The following is a 20,364-nucleotide window of genomic DNA, read 5'->3' as shown; positions in this document are numbered from 1 at the left end:
TTACGCCTTCCCGCGCAGGTGTTGCAGAAGTTGTGCCTGCGCCGTCAGCAGGGCGGGGTCGTCCACCGCGCGCAGCGGCGCACCGGGGGGCGTGGGCATCTGCGCAAGCCCATGGGATTCCAGCACGAAGATGCGGTGGCCCAGCCGCGCGGCCTCGGCCGGATCATGGGTGACCAGCAGCACGCTGCGCCCGGCCAGCAGGCCGAAGGCCAGATCCTGCATGTCGGCGCGGGTGCGGGCGTCCAGCGCCGAAAACGGCTCGTCCAGCAGCACCACGGGGCGATCTTCCATCAGCGTGCGGGCCAGCGCCACGCGTTGCCGCTGACCGCCCGAAAGCGCCGCGGGCCGCTTGCCGGAATGGGCCGCAAGTCCAACATCTGAAAGGAGTTTTTCGGCGCGCGCCCGTTCCGCCTTCTGGCCGCGCAACTCGGCCCCCAGCATCACGTTGCCCAGCACGCTGCGCCACGGCAGCAGCAGGTCGTCCTGGGCCATATAGGCCAGGTGCGAAGGGGGGAGCGGGCCGCCGTCGGCGGTGATCTGGCCGGTGAAGCGGGCGCCGGTGTCCAGCCCGGCGATCAGCCGCAGGATAGTGGATTTGCCGACGCCCGACGGTCCCAGCAGACAGGTCCAGCCGCCGGGTTCCAGTGTCAGGTCCAGCGGGCCGAACAGCGTCGCGCCGCCGATTTCGGCCTGACCCGAAACCCGGATCGCCGGGGCGCTCATGGCGCCAAAACCCGCGTCTGGAAAACGTCCGGAAAAGGTATGGCTGGCGTATGGCTGCGGGGCGGCTGGGTCACGGGGTCATCCCCATGTCCCAGAAGCCGACTTCCAGCGCCGTGGCGCGGGTGAACTGCGCCTGCAATTCGGGCCAGCGCGGGGCGGCATCGAACTCCGGCCCGATGCGGCGGGCAAGGGCGGCGTCGATCATCGCGCCGGTGTCGCGGCAGAGATCCTGATATTCGGCCCCGCCATAGGTCTCGATCCAATCGCCGTAAGGGGTGTCGGCGGCCCGTTCGACCGAAAGCCGCGCGCCGATCTCGCCATAGCCCAGCACGCAAGGGGCCAGCGTCGCCAACAGGTCGGCCAGATCGCCGGAATGGCCGGCATCCAGCACATAGCGGGTATAGGCGAGGTTCTCGGGCCGTTCGGTGGCGGTGAACAGGTCCTCCTCGGAGATGCCGGCCTCGGCGCAGGTGGTCACATGCAACTGCATCTCGTGGTTGACCAGCGCGTTCACCGTGGCGGCGGCGGCCTTCATCTCGTCCAACGTGCGGGACTTGGTGACCGCCAGCGCCCAGGCGCGCGAGAAATGCACGAGGAAGACGTAATCCTGCACCAGGTAGTGCAGGAAGTTCTCGCGCGGCAGGGTGCCGTCCTTCAGCCCTTCGACGAAGGCGTGCCGGGTATAGGCCTGCCAAGGGTCCGCCGCGCCAGCCCGCCACAGGGCGAAGGCGCGGCCATAATCGGGCGCACTCATTGCGCGCCCAGATCCACGGCCAGTTGCGACACCGGGCGGGTGCCTTCGACCAGACCGCTGTCGGCAAGGAAAGCCTCGAACCGTGCGTAGCGGCCCGCGTCCAGACCGGCCGGCGTCAGGGAGAAGCGCGGATAGGTGTCGACCCAGGCCTTGGCGTTCAACTCGTCCTGAAGCTCCTTGGCGGTGCCCGAGAACACCTCCCACGCGGCTTCGGGGTTGTTGATGATGTATTGGGTGGCCAGTTCCGTGGCGGTCAGGAAGCGGCGGATCATGTCGGCATCCATGGTGTCCGGGTTGGCGACGTAGATCAGTTCGTCATAGGCGGGGATGCCTTCTTCCTCCAGATAGAAGCAGCGGCCCGCGATGCCCTCGATCTCCATCTGGTTGAGTTCGAAGTTGCGAAAGGCGCCGATGACCGCATCCACCTGACCGGCCATCAGCGCGGGCGACAGAGACCAGTTGACGTTGACCAGTTTGATGTCGTCCATGGTCAGCCCGCCGTTGGACAGGATCTTGGTCAGCAGCGCCTCTTCGACACCGGCGACCGAGAAGCCGACCTTGCGGCCGTCCAGATCGGCGAGGGTCTTGACCGGGCCGTCTTCCAGCACCAGCAGGCAGTTCAGCGGCGTGGCGACCAGCGTGCCGACGCGGATCAGCGGCAACCCTTCGGCGACCTGAAGATGCAGTTGCGGCTGGTAGGAGACGCCCAGATCAGCGCGGCCCGCGGCCACCATCTTGGGCGGGTCGGAAGGGTCGGCGGGGGCAATGATCTCGACCTCAAGATCCTGTTCTGCGAAATAGCCCAGTTCCTGCGCGACGATGATCGGCCCGTGATCGGGGTTCACGAACCAGTCGAGGATCAGGGTCATCTCGTCGGCGGCCTGCGCGGGCAGGGCAAGCATCAGGGCGAGGGCAGAGGCGGCAAGGGATCTCATCCTTGGGTCCTTTCGGGATAGGTGGCCGCGGGCGGCCAAAAGGCGTGGAAATGATGGGTCGGGCCGTGGCCGTGGCCGACGGAAAGCTCGCCCGCCCTGGCAACCGCGCCGGTGACATAGGATTTGGCGGTGCGCACCGCTTCGGGATCCGAGGCGCCCATGGCCAGTTCGGCCGCCAGCGCCGAGGACAGGGTGCAGCCGGTGCCATGGGTGTTGGCGGTGGGAATGCGGGCGGCTTCGAACCAGCGCAGGCCGTGGTCCGAGACCAGCAGGTCCGGGCTTTGGTCGCCGGGCAGGTGGCCGCCCTTCAGCAGCACCGTGCGGGGGCCGAAGGCGCGCAGGGCGGTGGCCTGGTCCTCCATCGCCGCGCGGGTGGTGGCGGGGGACGCGCCCAGCAGGGCCGCGCCTTCGGGCAGGTTGGGTGTCAGATGGGTGGCCAGCGGCAGCAGGTGGCGGGTCAGCGCTTCGACCGCATTGGGGTCCAGCAGGGCCGCCCCGCCCTTGGCGATCATCACCGGGTCCAGCACCACCGGAATGCCGCGATGCGGGGCAAGGGCGCGGGACACCGCCTCGGCGATCTCGGCGGTGGCGATCATGCCGATCTTCACCGCATCGACGCGCACATCGGCAAAGACGGTGGCGATCTGGTCGGCGACGAAGGCCGGCGGCACAAGGTGCACGCCGGTGACGCCGGTGGTGTTCTGCGCGGTCAGGGCCGTCAGCGCGGCCATGGCGTAGCAACCGCGCGCCGAGATTGCCTTGAGGTCGGCCTGGATGCCGGCGCCGCCCGAGGGGTCGGAGCCGGCGATGGACAGCACGTTGGGGATCATGAGCGGGCCTCCGAGAGCGCGGTGACAAGGGTGTGTGTGGCGGCTTGCGCGTCGGGCTGGCCGCAGATGGCCGAAACCACGGCAAGGCCCTGTGCGCCGGCCCTCAGGGCGTCTCGCGCATGTTCGGGCTTCAGCCCGCCGATGGCCACGGCGGGCACCGGGGCGGCGGCCACGATCCGGGCCAGACCGTCGAATCCCACGGGGGTCTTGTGGTCGGTCTTGGTGGGGGTGGCGAAGACCGGGCCACAGCCGACGTAATCGACAAGGGCCGGATCCACTTGCGCGGCAAGTTCAGGGGTTTCCACCGACAGGCCAAGCAGCGGGGTTTCACCCAGCCGGGCGCGGGCCTCGGCCACCGGTAGGTCGCCCTGGCCGATGTGCAGCCCGTGGGCGCCGATGGCCAGCGCAGCATCGATGTCATCGTTGACGATCAGGGCTACCTTGGTGCCCTCCAGCAGGCGCATCAACGTCCGACCGGTGTCGATCAGGGCTTCGGTGCCATGGGTCTTGTCGCGCAGTTGCACCACGGTGATCCCGCCCGCCAGCGCAGCGCGGGTGGTGGCGATCATGCCCTCGGGGCCGCCGCACAGGCCGGGGTCGAGCACCAGATAGGCCGAGAGGTCGGGCAGGGGGCGGCGGCTCATGCGGCGTGCCTTTCGATCCAGTCCAGATCCTCGGGCTTGGCAAGGTAGAGCGCATCCAGAAAGGCGGGCGCGAAACTTCCCGGTCCGGCGGCACCGATGCCCGCGCGCTGACCGGCGGCGGCAAACAGCGTCAGGGCGGCGGCGGTGGCGTCGAACGGGTCCTCGGTGACGGCGGCGAAGGCGGCAACGAGGCTGGACAGGGCGCAGCCGGTGGCGGTGACGCGGGGCATCAGCGGGTGGCCGCCGTGGATCCGCAGGGCGCGGGTGCCGTCGGTGACGAAATCAACCTCGCCGGTGATGGCCACGGTGCCGCCGGTGCGGACGGCCAGCGCCCGGGCGGCGCCTTCGGCGGCGGCGACCGGATCGCTGGCATCGACGCCACGCCCTTCTGACGCTTCACCGGCCAGTGCCAGGATTTCCGAGGCGTTGCCGCGAATGATGGTCGGGCGCAGGTCCACGAGGTCTTGCGCGACGCGGGCGCGGTAGGGGGTGGCGAAATGGCCGACCGGGTCCAGCACCCACGGCGTGCCCGCCGCCTGTGCCCCGGCGATGGCGGCGCGCATGCCGTCGACCCATGGCGGCGACAGGGTGCCGATGTTCACTGACAGCGCGCCCACGACCCCGGCGAAATCGCCGCTTTCCTCGGCGCAATGGATCATGGCCGGGGCAGCGCCCGCCGCCAGCAGCACGTTGGCCGAGAAATTCATGGCCACGAAATTGGTGATGCATTGCACCAGCGGGGTCTGGGCACGCAGGGTGCGCAGGGCCTCGGCAGGGGGGGTGGTCACGTCTTGCGCCTCCTATCAAGACGCAGGAGGCAATGCGGGGCAGCAACGGGGCGGGTCCGCAAGACTTCCTACGCCGGGATCAACCGGATCAGGTTCCAAGGGTACGTCTCAGCCCAGCGGGCGCCCCTGTCTCGGGCAGGGGGTAAACCACAGTCTCGCGGCCGTGTCACGGGCGAAAATCGGCGCGGGGGGGGGGGCGGGCTGCCGCCGGGCAGGCGGCGCTAGGCGCTGGCCAAGGGATGCCGGATCGAACCGGGGGATGCCCCCTGCCGGGCCGCGAACCGGACGGCCCAGCGATGTGGTGTACCTACAGAGAGCCGGACAGACTTCGCGGGCGGGCGGCGTTGCACCCCCGGCCGCGCGCGACGGGTCTAGTCGGTCAGCGGGGCGGCGCGCGCCTGCACTGGCGTCCTGCGCGCGCCGCCGCCGGACCCGCGGGGGCAAGGAGGTCTCCCCTCGGGTCATCCGAATGCCATGGTGAGTGCATTTTGCACCGGCCGTTTCCGGCACCAGTTCCGGCAGCCCTTGGTCTAGCAGCCGAATCTCATCAAATTGTTGACGCCGGAGCTGCGCGGGTCCCATCAGGGTATGGAATTTCCCACCCGGCGCGGGAAATCACCGTGCGGGTCGCCTTGCACAACGCTGCGGCACGACCCGGCAACCCCCCGGATTGTCACCGCAATATCACTTGCCGTTCCCCCGCAGCTTGTGTCAGCCTTGGCCATGCAGACCATTTCCTCCTGGGCCGACTGTGCCCCCCGTTTGATTGCCGTCGCCGCCGGTCGCGCGCCTGCCGACCTTGTTCTGAAAGGCGGCACCTGGGTCAACGTTCACACGCGCGAATGCCTTGAAAATCACGACCTGGCCATTGCCGACGGCCGGTTTGCCTATTGTGGGCCCGACGCCAGCCATTGCATCGGACCGGAGACGCAGGTGATCGAGGTCGCCGGGCGCTTCATGATCCCCGGCATGTGCGATGCGCATATGCACATCGAAAGCGGCATGCTGACCCCGGCGGAATTCGCCCGCGCGGTGATCCCCCATGGCACCACCACCATGTTCACCGATCCCCATGAGATCGCCAATGTGCTGGGCCTGCGCGGCGTGCGGCTGATGCATGACGAGGCGCTGCTGCAGCCGGTCAACATCTTCACCCAGATGCCCAGTTGCGCGCCCTCGGCACCGGGTCTGGAAACCACCGGCTATGAAATCACCCCCGAGGATGTGGCCGAGGCGATGGTCTGGCCCGGTATCATCGGGCTGGGCGAGATGATGAATTTCCCCGGCGTGGTCAATGGCGACCCCAAGATGCTGGCCGAGATTGCGGCGACGCAAGCCGCGGGCAAGACCGTGGGCGGACATTATGCCAGCCCCGATCTGGGCCCGGACTTTCATGCCTATGCGGCGGGCGGCCCGGCGGATGATCACGAAGGCACCTGCGAGGGCGATGCCATTGCCCGCGTGCGCGCCGGGATGCGGTCGATGATGCGGCTGGGCTCGGCCTGGTACGACGTGGAAAGCCAGATCACGGCGGTCACCGAAAAGGGGCTGGACCCGCGCAACTTCATCCTGTGCACCGACGATTGCCATTCCGGCACGCTGGTCAATGACGGCCATATGAATCGGGTGCTGCGCCATGCCATCGCTTGCGGCTGCGACCCGCTGGTGGCCCTGCAGATGTGTACGATCAACACCGCCACCCATTTCGGGCTGGAGCGTGAATTGGGGTCCATCGCGCCGGGGCGGCGGGCGGATGTGATCCTGACCTCGGACCTGACCGCGCTGCCCATCGAGACGGTGATCGCGCGGGGGCAGGTGGTGGCCGAAAACGGCCGGATCACCGTGGAGTGCCCGCATCTGGACTGGCCCGAGGACGCCCGCGCCACCGTGCATCTGGGCAAGACCCTTGCCGCGCCCGATTTCGAGATCCCGGCCCCCGAAGGTGCCAATCACGTCACCGCCAAGGTCATCGGCGTGGTCGAGAATCAGGCCCCGACCAAGGCGCTGGTGCGCGAACTGCCGGTGGTCGATGGCCGGATCGAAGGTGATCCCGCGCAGGATGTCTGCCAGATCGCGCTGGTCGAGCGTCACCGCGCCACCGGCGAAGTTCAGAATGCCTTCGTGTCGGGTTTCGGGTATCAGGGCAACATGGCGATCGCCTCGACCGTGGCCCATGACAGCCATCACATGATCGTGGTGGGCACCGCGCGCGCGGATATGGCGGCGGCGGCGAATCATCTGGGCGAACTGGGCGGCGGCATCACGGTGTTTCGCGACGGGGTCGAGCTGGCTTCGGTGCCCTTGCCGGTGGCGGGGCTGATGTCCGACAGCCCGGCGGCCGAGGTGGCCGCACAGGCACAGGCGATGGTCGAGGCCATGGCAACCTGCGGCTGCACCCTGAACAACGCTTACATGCAGCATTCGCTGCTGGCGCTGGTGGTGATCCCGGAACTGCGCATTTCCGACATGGGGCTGGTGGATGTCACCCGCTTCGAACTGACCGATCTGATTGAAAGCTGAACCCCTTATGAACGACGTATCCCTTCTGACGCCGCCCGAGATGCCGGCGCGCGAATTCACCGATCCCGCGCTGGCCGTGGCCTATCTGCAGGAGCTGTACGATGTGGCACGGCTGCATCTGGCCGATGGGTTCGAGGCGGCGCTGAAAGCCGGCGAGCCTGCGGGCCGCTATCGCGCCTATTACCCCGAGATCCGGGTGGTCATGGGCTCGTACGCGCCTGTGGACAGCCGGTTGAGCTTTGGCCATGTGGGCCATCCGGGCGAATTCGCCGCCACGGTGACCCGGCCCGACCTGTTCGAGAACTATCTCAAGCAGCAGATCCGGCTGCTGCAAAAGAACCACGGCACGGCGGTGCGAATCGGGGTCTCGGACACGCCGATGCCGTTGCATTTCGCCATGGCCGGCAAGGCGGTGCCCCATGACGGCGCGCTGACCTTCGCCCTGCGCGATGCCTTCGACGTGCCCGACCTGAATTCGACCAACGACGATATCGTCAACGGCATGGTTCCAGCCGGGCCGGGCGCGGTGTCGCCGCTGGCGCCCTTCACGGCGCAGCGCATCGACTATTCTCTGGCCCGTCTCAGCCACTATACCGCCACCGACCCCGAGCACTTCCAGAACCACGTGCTGTTCACCAACTACCAGTTCTACGTGGATGAATTCGAAGCCTTCGCGCGGCAGGTGCTGGGCGATCCGGACAGCGGCTATACCTCTTTCGTGGGGCCGGGCAATGCCACGATCACCGGTCCCAAGGACGACCTTCTGCATCCCGGCAAGCTGCCGCAGATGCCGTCGTATCACCTGACCCGCGCCGACGGCTCGGGGATCACGCTGGTCAACATCGGGGTCGGTCCGTCGAACGCCAAGACCGCCACCGACCATATCGCCGTGCTGCGCCCGCATGCCTGGCTGATGGTGGGCCATTGCGCCGGGCTGCGGAACTCGCAGCGGTTGGGCGATTTCGTGCTGGCCCATGCCTATCTGCGCGAGGATCACGTGCTGGACGACGATCTGCCGGTCTGGGTGCCGATCCCGCCGCTGGCCGAGATCCAGGTGGCACTGGAACAGGCGGTGGCCGAAATCACCCGGCTGGAAGGGTACGAGCTGAAACGCATCATGCGCACCGGCACCGTGGCGACCATCGACAACCGCAACTGGGAACTGCGCGATCCTACCGGCCCTGTGCATCGCCTCAGCCAGTCACGGGCCATTGCGCTGGATATGGAAAGCGCCACCATCGCCGCCAACGGCTTCCGCTTCCGCGTGCCCTATGGCACATTGCTCTGCGTCTCCGACAAGCCGCTGCACGGCGAGCTGAAGCTGCCCGGCATGGCCAGCGACTTCTACAAGACGCAGGTTTCGCGGCATCTGGAAATCGGGGTGCGGGCGATGGAGCTGCTGCGCGACATGCCGCTGGAACGCATCCATTCGCGCAAACTGCGCTCTTTCGAGGAGACGGCCTTCCTCTGAGAGCCAAAAAACCCTTGAAAACTTGCCTTTTCGCCAAGGAAAGCAGGCGAAAACCATTGTGCCGCTGAATCGCTTGCCGCTAGACTGAGGCCAATGACAAAAGGCAGGCTCTGGAGGCTAGAATGAGCAAACCGATGACCAAGGCACAACTGGTGGCAGCAATCGCCGATGAAATGGGGGCAGACAAGAAGACCGCGACCGCGGCGCTGGACGCCATCACCGGGCTGATCACCCGCGAAGTTTCGGGCGGCGGTGCCGTGACCCTGCCGGGTGTCGGCAAGTTCTACTGCCGCGAGCGTCCCGAGCGTATGGTGCGCAACCCCGCCACCGGCGAGCAGATCAAGAAAGAGGCCGACAAGGTGGTCAAGATCACCGTCGCCAAGGCGCTGAAAGACAGCGTCAACGACTGACCGTTTGGGGCAGGGCGCTTGCCCGTCCCGGCACATCGTGATCAAGGGTCGCCCGGTGCGGCCCTTTTTCGTTGGAGCGCGACATGGATCTCAAGGCAATTCTGGCGGGGCTGGCCTTCGGGCTGATGTGGTCCTCGGCCTTCACCTCGGCCCGCATCATCGTGGCCGAGGCGCCGCCGATCGCGGCCCTGGCCCTGCGCTTCCTGATCTCGGGCGGCATCGCGGTGGCGATTGCGCTGGCGCTAGGCCAGACGTGGCGGCTGACCCGGCGCCAGTGGCAGGCGACGCTGATCTTCGGGGTCTGCCAGAACGCGCTCTACCTCGGGCTCAACTTCGTGGCGATGCAGACGGTAGAGGCCTCGGTGGGCTCGATCATCGCCTCGACCATGCCGCTGGCGGTGGCGGCCTTCGGCTGGCTCGCCATGGGTGAACGGCTCAGCCGGCAGGCCATCGCCGGTCTGGTGGCCGGGCTGATCGGCGTCGTGGTGATCATGAGCGCCCGGATCAGCGGCGGCGCCGATCCCTTCGGCATCGGTCTTTGCGTGCTGGGGATGCTGGCGCTGACCACGGCGACGCTGATGGTGCGCGGTGCCACGTCGGGCGGCAACCTGCTGATGATCGTCGGGCTGCAGATGCTGGTGGGCTCGGCGGTGCTCTGGGTGCCGGTGCTGATCACCGGGATCGAGCCGGTGATCGTGACCTGGCGTCTCGGCGCGGCCTTTGCCTATACCACCGTGGTGCCGGGGCTGCTGGCCACCATCGTCTGGTTCTGGCTGGTCAATCGGGTAGGGGCGACCCGCGCCGCCACCTTCCACTTCCTCAACCCGGTATTCGGCGTTCTGGTCGCGGCGGTGGTGCTGGGCGAACCGATCCGGCTGACCGATGGCATCGGGGTGCTGATCGTGACCATGGGAATCCTCGCGGTGCAACTGTCGCGCCAACGGCCCGCGCAGACGGCCTGATCTCCGCCGCGGCGGTCGCCGACCCAGCCTGATTCTTCTTGGCGAAAATACTCAAAAGGCGCCGCGCAGCGGCGCCCGGCCCAACGGGACGCGCTTCGGCACGAAGCAAGGACGGGCGGGAGTGGCCCCCCGGCTGTTATGTTCCGATCCGGCCGCGCAGGCCTTCGCCGTTCTGGCCCCGGTGCAGCAGCAGGTGATCCAGCAGCACACAGGCCATCATCGCCTCGCCCACCGGCACCGCGCGGATGCCGACGCAGGGATCATGGCGCCCCTTGGTGATGATCTCGGTCTCTTCGCCGTCGCGGGTGATCGTGCGCCGGGTGGTCAGGATCGAGGAGGTCGGTTTGACCGAGAAGCGCAGCACCACGTCCTGCCCGGTCGAGATCCCGCCCAGGATGCCGCCGGCATGGTTCGAGGAATACTCCGGCCCGTTCGGCCCCATGAAGATCTCGTCGGCATTGGCGCTGCCGGTCAGGGCGGCGGCCTCCATGCCCTCGCCGATCTCGACACCCTTGACCGCGTTGATCGACATCATCGCGGCGGCCAGATCGGTGTCGAGCTTGCCATAGACCGGCGCGCCCAGCCCGGCGGGCAGGCCGCTGGCGGTCAGTTCGATCACCGCGCCGACGCTTTCACCGGCCTTGCGCAGCCCGTCCAGATAGGCGGCCCAGTCCTCCGCCGCCTGCGCGTCGGGCACCCAGAACGGGTTCTGCGCGATCTGGTCCCAGTCGAAGCGGTCGCGGTCGATCCTGTGCGGCCCCATCTGCACCATGTAGCCGGTGATCTTCAGATCCGGCACCAGCGTGGCCAGGGCCGCCCGTGCCACCCCCCCGGCGGCCACCCGTGCCGCGGTTTCGCGCGCCGAAGAGCGTCCGCCGCCGCGGTAGTCGCGGATGCCGTATTTCTGCCAATAAGTGATATCCGCATGGCCGGGGCGGAACTTCTCGGCGATGTCGCCATAGTCCTTCGACCGCTGGTCGGTGTTGCGGATCATCAGCTGGATCGGCGTGCCGGTGCTCTGGCCCTCGAAGACGCCGGACAGGATCTCGACCGCGTCGGCCTCGCGCCGCTGGGTGGTGAACTTCGAGGTGCCGGGCTTGCGCTTGTCGAGCCAGACCTGAAGCGCCTCGGCCTCGATCGGCACGCCCGGCGGGCAGCCGTCCACGGTGGCGCCCAGGGCAGGCCCGTGGCTTTCGCCCCAGGTGGTGACACGGAACAGGTGACCGAAGGTGTTGAGGGACATGCGCAGGCTCCTTTGCCCGATGGATTAGCCGGGGCGGGGGCGGGGCTCAAGCCGGAAGCTGCAGTTTTCGGGGCGCGGGCACCTTGCCGGGCCACCAATGCAAAACGCGCGCCCTTAGGGACGCGCGTTTCAAAAGAGCGTGGGAAAGACCGATCAGTCTTCCTTGGCGGCCTTCTTGACCGGCGCCCAGAGGCGCTTGTTGGTCAGGTACAGCAGCACCGTCAGCACGGTCAGGAACAGCACGGCGGTCAGCCCGGCGTCCTTGCGCGCCATCATCTTCGGCTCGGCGGCCCACATCAGGAAGGCGGCGACGTCCTGGGCGATGGATTCGGCGTCGTTGGGCGAGCCATCGGCGTATTCCACCAGACCGTCCTCGATCGGCGGGCCCATGGCGATCCAGCCGCCGGCGAAGACCTCGTTTTCATAGAACAGCGATCCGGCCTGTTCCTTTTCCTCGCCGGTGTATCCGACCAGCAGGCTGGCGATGTATTCCGCGCCGCCGATGCCGTTGACCAACTGGCTGAGACCGCTGCCCAGCGGGCCGTGGAACCCGGCACGGGCCTTGGCCATCAGGCTCAGGTCAGGCGCGTTTTCCAGGTTGCTGCCGGGGAAGTGGTCGGTCGGGGACGCCGGGCGATAGTCGTCGAGCGCGGGATCGAAGACCTCCCACTGTGCGGCATAGGCCCGGACCTGGTCTTCCGGCAGGGCCGGGCCACCTTCGTCGCCCAGCGTCCGCAGGGGCACGTAGCGCAGGCCATGGCAGGCCGAGCAGACCTCGGTGAAGACCTGAAGGCCGCGCTGCAGCTGATGCTCGTCGTAGGTGCCGAACGGCCCTTCGAACGAAAAGCTGTAGTCGTGGACATGGCCACCGCCACCGGCTGCCAGGGCACCGCTGGCCGAAACGGCCAGGGCAGCGAGCGATGCAAGAACGGTTTTCTTGAACATGGGTTCTCTAGTCCTCTTACTCGGCCGGGGTCGTGGCAGCGGCATCAGCCGATTTCGCTTTGCCGTAATGGGCCTTGAAGTCGTCTTCGATGGTGGCGACCTGGGGCTCCGGCTTCTCGATCACGCCCAGCAGCGGCAGGATGACCAGGAAGTAGGCAAACCAGTAGGCCGAGGCGATCAGCGACAGCGACGAATAGGGCTCTTCGGCGGGCATGGCGCCCAGCCACATCAGGGCCATGAAGTCAAAGCACAGCAGGTAGAACCACCACTTGAACATGGGGCGGTAGCGACCCGAGCGCACCGACGAGGTGTCGAGCCAGGGCACCAGGGCCATCACCGCGATGGCGCCGAACATGGCCAGAACCCCGAAGAACTTGGCGTCGATGATGCCGAAGGACAGGAAGTTGGCGATCTGAACGACCCAGACGTCGGCGGTGAAGGCGCGCAGGATGGCGTAGAACGGCAGGAAGTACCATTCGGGCACGATGTGCGCGGGCGTCACCAGCGGGTTGGCCTCAAGATAGTTGTCCGGGTGGCCCAGGTAGTTCGGCATGAAGCCGACGATGGCGAAGAAGATCACCAGCACGAAGGACAGCGCGAACACATCCTTGATCACGAAGTAGGGCCAGAACGGCAGGGTGTCTTTCTTGACCGCGTCCTTGCTGTCGGTGCGCACCGGCACGCCCGACGGGTTGTTGTTGCCGGTGGTGTGGAAGGCCCAGATGTGCACCACCACGAGGGCGGCAATCACGAAGGGCAGCAGGTAGTGCAGCGAGAAGAAGCGGTTCAGCGTGTAGCCGCCCACCGCCGGTCCGCCCAGCAGCCAGGTCTGGATCGGTTCGCCGATGAAGGGGATGGCGCCGAACAGGCCGGTGATCACGGTCGCGCCCCAGAAGGACATCTGACCCCAGGGCAGAACGTAGCCCATGAAGGCGGTGCCCATCATGCACAGGTAGATCAGCATCCCGATGATCCATGTGATCTCGCGGGGGGCCTTGTACGACCCGTAGAACAGGCCGCGGAAGATGTGCAGGTAGACGGCGACGAAGAACAGCGAGGCGCCGTTGGCGTGCAGGTAGCGCAGCATGTGGCCACCGTTCACGTTGCGCATGATGTGCTCGACACTGGCGAAGGCGGCGCTTTCGGACGGTACATAGTGCATCACCAGCACGATGCCGGTGGCGATTTGCAGCACCAGGCAGAAGGCCAGGACAATGCCCCAGATCCACATCCAGTTGAGGTTCTTCGGAGTGGGGATCATCAGGGTGGTGTAGAGCAGGCCGATGATCGGAAGGCGGCTTTCCACCCACTTCTCAGCTTTGGTCGACGGCTCGTAATGGTCGTGAGGTATTCCGGACATACGGGCTCTCCCTTAGCCGAGTTTGATAGTTGTTTCGTCGGCGAAGGCGGCGACGGGAACATGAAGGTTCTCGGGAGCGGGTCCGCGACGGATCCGGCCCGAGGTGTCGTAGTGCGACCCGTGGCAGGGGCAGAACCATCCGCCGTAGTCACCGGCGCCATCGCCCAGCGGGACGCAGCCCAGGTGGGTGCAGACGCCCATCATCACCAGCCATTCGCCGCTTTCGTCCAGCGCGCGGTTGGCATCTTCGGCATCGGTCGAGGCGTCGAGGTTGAAGTTGCGGGCGAGGGGGTCGATGAGCTCACTCATCTCGACGCCCTGGGCCTCGGCAATCTCTTCTTCGGTCCGGCGGCGCAGGAACACCGGCTTGCCCAGCCACTGAACCGTGATCTGGGTGCCGCTTTCAACGCCGCTGATGTCGACGCGGATCGACGACAGCGCCTGAACATCGGCGCTGGGGTTCATCTGGTTGACCAGCGGCCAGACAGCGGCGCCGGTTGCAACCGCACCGGCCCCGGCGGTCGCGTAGTAAAGGAAATCCCGGCGGGTGCCTTCGTGATCTTCTGCGTGGGACACGGAAATTCTCCATCATTTTCGTCGGAATAACCGACGCAAACCCTGGCCGCATGTTACGCAGCCTCACCGCCGGTAGGTAGACCTCTGCCCGGTACGGGTCCAGCGGACAATCTAGCGCATGACGGGCGAAATGCCGCATTATTGCCCTGTTTGCGGTCTCAAACGGCGACATTATGTGAAAAGGGATTGCACCGGCTTCGGTTGACTGCCAGATCCGAGGTCAGTTTCACGCATCGCCCATGCCCCGGATCCGCGCGCCGCGACGCACCGGGGGCCGGAGAACCTGACATGCGCAAGATCTCAATGCTTCTCGCCGCCCCGATCCTGGGCGCCGCCCTGTCGGTCGCCGCGTTGCCCGCGGCGGCCGAGTTCGAATTGCAGGCCTACGGTGGGTTCCAGACGTCCCCGCACAGCACCGTCAAAGGGTCCGACCCGAACGGCGTCGGCGATTTCAACTTTACCGCCGGATGGGACGGCAAGTCCTTCGAGGCGCCGCCCTATTGGGGCGTGCGCGGGATCTGGTGGCGCGACGAGGTTCTTGGCTTCGGGGTCGATTTCAACCACGCCAAGGTTTACGCCGACGACGAAACCCTCGACGAAAGCGGATTCGAACGGCTGGAGTTTACCGACGGGTTGAACATCCTGACCGCCAACGTGTTCCGCCGCTTTCCCAGCCTTGAGCGCAAGTGGACGCCCTATGTGGGCGGTGGCGCCGGTGTGGCGATCCCGCATGTGGATGTGGAATCCTCGGGCAGCAAGACTTTTGGCTACCAGGTGACCGGCCCCGCGGTGCAATGGGTGGCGGGCGTGTCCTATCCGTTCGCCGAAAGCTGGTCGGTCTTCGGCGAATACAAGGGCACCTATTCGATGAACAAGGCGGATCTGAAGGGCGGCGGCAAGCTGGAGACCAACATCGTCACCAACGCGCTGAACCTGGGGGTCGGTTTCCGGTTCTGAGGCTTCTTCACCTTGCAGGCTTCAAGCCCCCGGTCGCACCGCCGGGGGCTTTTTCGTGTCAGCCCGAAGGCGGCACCGTGGCCTGCATCGACGGGCGTTCGGCGAAACCGGCGTACCAGTCGGACAGCGCCGGGGCGTCGGCGCGCCAGTTGCGGGCATCGTGGCGGAAGTCCAGAAAGCCAAGCGTACAGCCCACGGCGATCTGCCCCATGGTCATCGGCCCGGCCAGATGGCCGATCCAGCGCGCTTCCAGCGCGTCGATCGACCGGGCGATCTTGGCCCACCAGGCATCCTTCAGGGAAGCGAGCGAGGTGCCCTCGGGGCGGATGCGATCCTCGTAGAGCATGGTGACGGCGGCATCGAGCATGCCATCGGCGGTGGCTTCCAGCGTCAGCACGTCCCAGCGGTGCGGGGCTTCGGGGTACAGCCCGGCCCCGGCGCGATGGTCGAGGTACTGGGTGATGACGCGGCTGTCATACAGCGCCGGACCCTCGGGGCGTTCCAGCACCGGGATCTTGCCCAGCGGGTTCTGGGCCAGAGGCATGGCCGAGCTGTCCAGAGGTGTGCCGCCGGTCAAAACAAACTCGACGCTGTCGATCTGGCCGGTCTCACGCAGCAGCACGAGACATTTGCGAACATAGGGTGAGGTGAGGGAGCCGTGCAGACGCATGGGACGCGTTCCTTCTGGTTGGGCAATCACGCGAATCCTAGGCGTCCTTGTGCGTTTTCTCAAGTCAGGCGGCGAGGCGGCTTCCGTCATGGCCGGAAATCCGGGCGGTCACGATCTGGCCCACGGGCTGGGCCGTGGCAAAGCGCACCTCGGCGAATTGCGGGGTGCGGCCCAGGTCGGGCGCCTCCATCAGTACCGGATGGGCGCGGCCCAGTTGCGCCTCAAGATGCCGGGTCACGGCGCTGCTGCCCGCCGCCCGCAGACGCGCCGCGCGCTCCTTGATGGCCAGACCGTTGACCGGCGGCATCTTTGCCGCCGGGGTGCCCGGACGCGGCGAATAGGGAAAGACGTGCAGCCAGGTCAGGTGGCAATCGTCGACCAGTTTCAACGAGTTTTCGAACATCGCCTCGGTCTCGGTCGGGAAACCGGCGATCAGATCCGCGCCGAAGGTGATGTCGGGGCGCAGGCGGCGGGCCTCTTCACAAAAGGCGATGGCGTCGTCGCGCAGGTGGCGGCGTTTCATCCGTTTCAGGATCATGTCGTCGCCCGCCTGCAATGACAGGTGCAGATGCGGCATCAGGCGCGGCTCGCTGGCGATGGCTTCCATCAGCGCCGGGTCGGCTTCGATCGAATCGATGGAGCTGATGCGCAGCCGCGACAGGTCGGGCACCAGCTTCAGGATGCGCCGCACCAGATCGCCCAGACGCGGCCCGCCCGGCAGATCGGCGCCCCAGGAGGTCAGGTCGACCCCGGTCAGCACCACCTCGTTATAGCCCTTGTCCACCAGCCGGGTGATCTGATCGACCACCACGCCTGCGGGCACCGAACGCGAGTTGCCGCGCCCGAAAGGGATGATGCAGAAGGTGCAGCGATGATCGCAGCCGTTCTGCACCTGCACATAGGCGCGGGAGCGGGTGCCGAAACCATCGATCAGGTGGCCGGCGGTTTCGCGCACCGACATGATGTCGTTGACCTGAACCTTCTCGGTCTCGCCGATCCAGTCGGCCCCGGCCAGCCCGGCCCAGGTCTCGGGCTGCATCTTCTCGGTGTTGCCGATGACGCGCGCGACCTCGGCCATTTCGGCAAAGCTTTCGGGATCGGTCTGCGCCGCGCAGCCGGTGACGATGATCTTCGCGTGCGGGTTGTCACGATGCAGGCGGCGAATGTCCTGCCGGGCCTTGCGCACCGCTTCCGAGGTGACCGCGCAGGTGTTGACGATGATCGCATCGTCCAGCCCGGCCTGTGCCGCCAGATCCTTCATGGCTTCGGTTTCATAGGCGTTCAGGCGGCACCCGTGGGTCGAGAATACCGGCGGTTTGGCGGTCATGACAGCGCCGCCAGCAGGCTGGGCGACAGGGTGCCGGAAAATACCTCGGCCGTGGGGCCGGTCATCCAGACGCCATCCTCGCGCCAGTCGATGATCAGCCAACCGCCGTCCAACTCGATCCGAACCTCGCGCCCGGTCAGCCCCAGCTTGTGGGCGGCTACCGCTGCCGCACAGGCACCGGACCCGCAGGCCAGCGTCACGCCTGCGCCGCGTTCCCAGACCCGCATACGCAGGGTGCCGTCGGCGCGGTGTTCGATGAATTCGACGTTGGTGCGTTCGGGAAACAGCGGGTCGTGTTCCAGCTTCGGGCCGATCTCTTCCAGCGCCACGGCCGCGACATCGCTCACCACGGTGATGCAATGGGGATTGCCCATGCCCACGGCGGCCGGGCGACCGGGCAGGGGCAGCGCCATGATATCGACGTCGCGGGCCAGCGGGATCTCGCGCCAGTCCAGTTGTGGCTGGCCCATGTTGACCGACACCATGCCTTCGGCCCCGCGTCTGGCCGACAGCAGCCCGCGTTCGGTCTCAATGACAAGGCTGTCGGCGCCGCGTGCCGTCATGGCCCGCTCGGCCACGCAGCGGGTGGCATTGCCACAGGCGCCCGAGCGCGAGCCGTCGGAATTCCAGAACAGCAGCTTCAGATCGGCCCGCGCGCTGGGCAGAACCTCGGCCAGTTGGTCAAACCCCACGCCGCGATGGCGGTCGCCCACGGCCCGCGCCAGCGCCGGGGTCACCGGCATTCCGCTTTGCGCGGTATCGACGACCACGAAATCATTGCCCAGCCCGTGCATCTTCACGAAGGGCAGGGCGGCCGGAAACTCAGGGGAACTGTTCATCATCGCGGGCATATAGACCCGCCCCGGAAAAAAATAAAGATGCCGCGAAAAAAGTCGGAAAAGCTGCTTGACCCCCCCGGTGGGGATTTATAGGAGGAGCCTCAAGTGGGCCGTTAGCTCAGTTGGTAGAGCAACTGACTTTTAATCAGTGGGTCGCAGGTTCGAATCCTGCACGGCTCACCACTTGAACCAAGGGCTTGGACGGAAACGTCCGAGCCCTTTGGTTTTTCTGCCAAAGTTGAAACGCGCGCTGGCCAGACTGACCCAAAGGGGCTGTCGGGGCTGGGTGTGTGCGGTCCGGGCACACCCTTGCCAGCCAACGACCGACCCCCGTGTCCGGCCAAACGACATGCCGCTCGAACTCAAGGCTGTCACGACTCGTTCTTAGTGCTAGGCTGGCCCACGACTTTCCAAAAGATAGGGGCTCCCAATGTCACTGACTCTCACCCGTCGCGGATTTCTGGCCGGTACGGCGGGCATGATTGCCTTGCATCCTTTCTCGGTCCGGGCCGCTGCCAACCAGGCGCATCTGCGCATCATGGAAACCACCGATCTGCATGTGCATGTCTTCCCCTATGACTATTATTCCGACCGTCCCACCGACCAGGTCGGGCTGTCGCGGACGGCGGATCTGATCAACGGCATCCGGGCCGAGGCGACCAACGCGCTGCTGCTCGACAACGGAGATTTCCTGCAGGGCAACCCGATGGGCGACTACATCGCCTATGAGCGCGGGATGAAGGAGGGCGACACCCACCCGATCATCGCCGCCATGAACACCCTTGGCTACGATGCCTCGACCCTTGGCAATCACGAGTTCAACTACGGGCTCGACTTCCTTGTGAAATCGCTGGCCGGGGCGAATTTCCCGGTGGTCTGCGCCAATATCTCGAAGTCGCTGGGCGCCAGCCCGCGCGAGGACGAGACCTTCCTGCCCCCCTATGTGATCGTCGAGCGCGAGGTCGTCGATGGCGCGGGCGACAGCCATCCGATCCGGATCGGCTTCATCGGCTTCGTGCCGCCGCAGGTGATGACCTGGGATCGTCGCCATCTGGAAGGCAATGTCGCAGCCCGCGACATCCTGGAAGCCGCGCGCGCCTGGGTGCCGCAAATGCGCGAGGAGGGGGCCGACATCGTCATCGCGCTCAGCCATTCGGGCATCGGAGCGGCAGACGCGTCGGACGGGATGGAGAATGCCTCGGTGCCGCTGGCGGCGGTCGAAGGGATCGACGCGATCCTGACCGGGCACAATCACCTGGTGTTCCCGTCCTCGACCTTTGCCGAGTTTGCCGGCGTCGATGCCGACAAGGGCACGCTGATGGGCAAGCCGGCCACCATGGGCGGGTTCTGGGGCTCTCACATGGGGCTGATCGACCTGATGCTGGAGCGCGACGGCGCTGGCTGGCGGGTGCTGTCGCATGTCTCCGAAGCGCGTCCGATCTACAAGCGCAACGAGGATCGTTCGACCACCGCGCTGGCCGAGGATGTGCCGGCGGTTCTGGCCGCCGCGCAGATCGAGCATGATGAAACCCTGGCCTATGTGCGCCGGGCCGTCGGCAAGACCGACGCGCCGCTGCACAGCTATTTCGCGCTGGTGGCCGATGATCCCTCGGTGCAGATCGTGTCGAACGCCCAGATCTGGTACATCGCGCAGATGATGGCGGGCACCGAACACGAGGGCCTGCCGATCCTGTCGGCGGCAGCCCCATTCAAGGCCGGGGGGCGCGGCGGGCCGGAGTATTACACCGACGTGGCGGCGGGCGATGTCGCCATCAAGAACGTTGCCGACCTGTATCTCTATCCCAACACCGTGCGTGCGGTTCGGATCACCGGGGCGCTGGTCAAGGACTGGCTGGAACGCTCGGCCGGGATGTTCAATCAGGTCGACGTTGGGGCGCAGGATGCGCCGCTGCTGAATCCCGATTTCCCCAGCTACAATTTCGACGTGATCGACGGGGTGGAATACCAGATCGACCTGTCACAGCCGTCGAAGTTCGACAGCAAGGGCAACCTGATCAATCCCGAGGCCAGCCGCATCGTGAACCTGATGTTCGACGGGCAGCCCATTGATCCGGCGCAGGAGTTCATCGTCGCGACCAACAACTACCGGGCTGGTGGCGGCGGCAACTTCCCCGGCGCCAATGACGACACGCTGGTGTTTGAAGGCCCTGATACCAACCGGGACGTGATCGTGCGCTATATCGTCGAGAAGGGCACCGTCAGCCCGCGCGCCGATGGCAACTGGCGCTTTGCGCCGGTGGATGGCGCGACGGTGATCTTCGAGACCGGGCCAAACGGGGCCGCCTATGCCGCGGAAGTGCCGGGTGTAACCATCGAGGAAGCGGGCATGGCCGACACAGGCTTTGCGCGGTTCCGCATCACCTTGTGACAGGATCTGCGGAAAGGGGCC

The 20,364-nt window shown here is 66.5% G+C and carries 19 protein-coding genes, 1 tRNA gene and 1 riboswitch; of the genes, 7 read left to right on the top strand and 13 right to left on the bottom strand.

Annotation, left to right across the window (positions count from 1 at the left end; genetic code table 11):
• The 6 genes from ACP15K_RS01110 to thiM form a co-directional block, all read right to left on the bottom strand.
• Positions 1-723: an ABC transporter ATP-binding protein gene (locus ACP15K_RS01110; RefSeq protein ID WP_193139460.1), complete on the bottom strand. Its 723-nt coding sequence runs from the start codon at positions 721-723 to the stop codon at positions 1-3.
• Between the two features lie 70 nt (positions 724-793).
• Positions 794-1,477 (bottom strand): thiaminase II, encoded by a 684-nt coding sequence (tenA, locus tag ACP15K_RS01105; RefSeq protein ID WP_193139458.1) that lies wholly within the window; start codon positions 1,475-1,477, stop codon positions 794-796.
• The gene (locus ACP15K_RS01100; RefSeq protein WP_424989611.1) at positions 1,474-2,412 is read right to left on the bottom strand and encodes an ABC transporter substrate-binding protein; all 939 of its coding nucleotides are present in this window, start codon (positions 2,410-2,412) and stop codon (positions 1,474-1,476) included. The genes tenA and ACP15K_RS01100 overlap by 4 nt, the downstream gene beginning before the upstream one ends.
• On the bottom strand, positions 2,409-3,242 hold the full coding sequence (thiD, locus tag ACP15K_RS01095; protein ID WP_424989610.1) for a bifunctional hydroxymethylpyrimidine kinase/phosphomethylpyrimidine kinase: 834 nt from the start codon (positions 3,240-3,242) through the stop codon (positions 2,409-2,411). The genes ACP15K_RS01100 and thiD overlap by 4 nt, the downstream gene beginning before the upstream one ends.
• On the bottom strand, positions 3,239-3,886 hold the full coding sequence (thiE, locus tag ACP15K_RS01090) for a thiamine phosphate synthase (RefSeq protein WP_193139453.1): 648 nt from the start codon (positions 3,884-3,886) through the stop codon (positions 3,239-3,241). The genes thiD and thiE overlap by 4 nt, the downstream gene beginning before the upstream one ends.
• A complete protein-coding gene (gene thiM / locus ACP15K_RS01085) occupies positions 3,883-4,674 on the bottom strand; it encodes a hydroxyethylthiazole kinase (protein ID WP_193139451.1) in 792 nt (263 codons plus the stop codon). The genes thiE and thiM overlap by 4 nt, the downstream gene beginning before the upstream one ends.
• A 48-nt stretch (positions 4,675-4,722) precedes the next feature.
• Positions 4,723-4,812, bottom strand: a riboswitch (TPP riboswitch).
• 585 nt (positions 4,813-5,397) lie between these two features.
• Between thiM and ade the strand changes: the two genes are divergently transcribed.
• From ade to ACP15K_RS01065, 4 genes are all read left to right on the top strand, one after another.
• A complete protein-coding gene (ade, locus tag ACP15K_RS01080; RefSeq protein ID WP_193139450.1) occupies positions 5,398-7,194 on the top strand; it encodes an adenine deaminase in 1,797 nt (598 codons plus the stop codon).
• 7 nt (positions 7,195-7,201) lie between these two features.
• The gene (locus ACP15K_RS01075) at positions 7,202-8,665 is read left to right on the top strand and encodes an AMP nucleosidase (RefSeq protein WP_193139448.1); all 1,464 of its coding nucleotides are present in this window, start codon (positions 7,202-7,204) and stop codon (positions 8,663-8,665) included.
• A gap of 122 nt (positions 8,666-8,787) precedes the next feature.
• Positions 8,788-9,075, top strand: coding sequence for an HU family DNA-binding protein (locus ACP15K_RS01070; RefSeq protein ID WP_193139446.1), 288 nt, complete (start codon positions 8,788-8,790; stop codon positions 9,073-9,075).
• An 83-nt stretch (positions 9,076-9,158) separates the two neighbouring features.
• Positions 9,159-10,037 carry a DMT family transporter gene (locus tag ACP15K_RS01065; protein WP_193139444.1) on the top strand — a complete coding sequence of 293 codons (879 nt, stop codon included), beginning with the start codon at positions 9,159-9,161 and terminating at the stop codon, positions 10,035-10,037.
• A 136-nt stretch (positions 10,038-10,173) separates the two neighbouring features.
• On the opposite strand, the gene aroC is transcribed toward ACP15K_RS01065, so the two are convergent.
• The 4 genes from aroC to petA form a co-directional block, all read right to left on the bottom strand.
• Positions 10,174-11,280: a chorismate synthase gene (aroC, locus tag ACP15K_RS01060; RefSeq protein ID WP_424989609.1), complete on the bottom strand. Its 1,107-nt coding sequence runs from the start codon at positions 11,278-11,280 to the stop codon at positions 10,174-10,176.
• A 153-nt stretch (positions 11,281-11,433) separates the two neighbouring features.
• A complete protein-coding gene (locus tag ACP15K_RS01055) occupies positions 11,434-12,225 on the bottom strand; it encodes a cytochrome c1 (protein ID WP_424989608.1) in 792 nt (263 codons plus the stop codon).
• A gap of 16 nt (positions 12,226-12,241) precedes the next feature.
• The gene (gene petB, locus ACP15K_RS01050) at positions 12,242-13,585 is read right to left on the bottom strand and encodes a cytochrome b (RefSeq protein WP_366191963.1); all 1,344 of its coding nucleotides are present in this window, start codon (positions 13,583-13,585) and stop codon (positions 12,242-12,244) included.
• A 12-nt stretch (positions 13,586-13,597) separates the two neighbouring features.
• Positions 13,598-14,161 (bottom strand): ubiquinol-cytochrome c reductase iron-sulfur subunit, encoded by a 564-nt coding sequence (petA, locus tag ACP15K_RS01045; protein ID WP_366191962.1) that lies wholly within the window; start codon positions 14,159-14,161, stop codon positions 13,598-13,600.
• Between the two features lie 288 nt (positions 14,162-14,449).
• On the opposite strand from petA, the gene ACP15K_RS01040 reads away from it, so the two are divergent.
• Entirely contained in the window at positions 14,450-15,118 is a 669-nt protein-coding gene (locus tag ACP15K_RS01040; protein ID WP_424989607.1) for an outer membrane protein, read from the top strand.
• Between the two features lie 58 nt (positions 15,119-15,176).
• Here ACP15K_RS01040 and ACP15K_RS01035 read toward each other — a convergent pair whose 3' ends face one another.
• The 3 genes from ACP15K_RS01035 to dapF form a co-directional block, all read right to left on the bottom strand.
• Positions 15,177-15,788: a glutathione S-transferase gene (locus ACP15K_RS01035; RefSeq protein ID WP_424989606.1), complete on the bottom strand. Its 612-nt coding sequence runs from the start codon at positions 15,786-15,788 to the stop codon at positions 15,177-15,179.
• Between the two features lie 64 nt (positions 15,789-15,852).
• The gene (mtaB, locus tag ACP15K_RS01030) at positions 15,853-17,115 is read right to left on the bottom strand and encodes a tRNA (N(6)-L-threonylcarbamoyladenosine(37)-C(2))-methylthiotransferase MtaB (RefSeq protein WP_424989605.1); all 1,263 of its coding nucleotides are present in this window, start codon (positions 17,113-17,115) and stop codon (positions 15,853-15,855) included.
• Positions 17,112-17,954: a diaminopimelate epimerase gene (dapF, locus tag ACP15K_RS01025; protein WP_424989604.1), complete on the bottom strand. Its 843-nt coding sequence runs from the start codon at positions 17,952-17,954 to the stop codon at positions 17,112-17,114. Before dapF ends, mtaB begins: the two co-directional genes overlap by 4 nt.
• Before the next feature lie 107 nt (positions 17,955-18,061).
• Between dapF and ACP15K_RS01020 the strand changes: the two genes are divergently transcribed.
• A tRNA-Lys gene (locus ACP15K_RS01020) sits at positions 18,062-18,137 on the top strand.
• A 247-nt stretch (positions 18,138-18,384) separates the two neighbouring features.
• Positions 18,385-20,343, top strand: coding sequence for a bifunctional 2',3'-cyclic-nucleotide 2'-phosphodiesterase/3'-nucleotidase (locus tag ACP15K_RS01015; protein WP_424989603.1), 1,959 nt, complete (start codon positions 18,385-18,387; stop codon positions 20,341-20,343).
• The last annotated feature ends 21 nt before the right edge of the window (positions 20,344-20,364 follow it).

It is taken from the genome of Fluviibacterium sp. S390 (genome assembly GCF_049800695.1).
In the GTDB taxonomy this organism is placed as follows: Bacteria; Pseudomonadota; Alphaproteobacteria; order Rhodobacterales; family Rhodobacteraceae; genus Meridianimarinicoccus.
The sequence above is the reverse complement of the archived record's forward strand: the minus strand, read 5'-3'. Positions and strand labels throughout refer to the sequence as shown.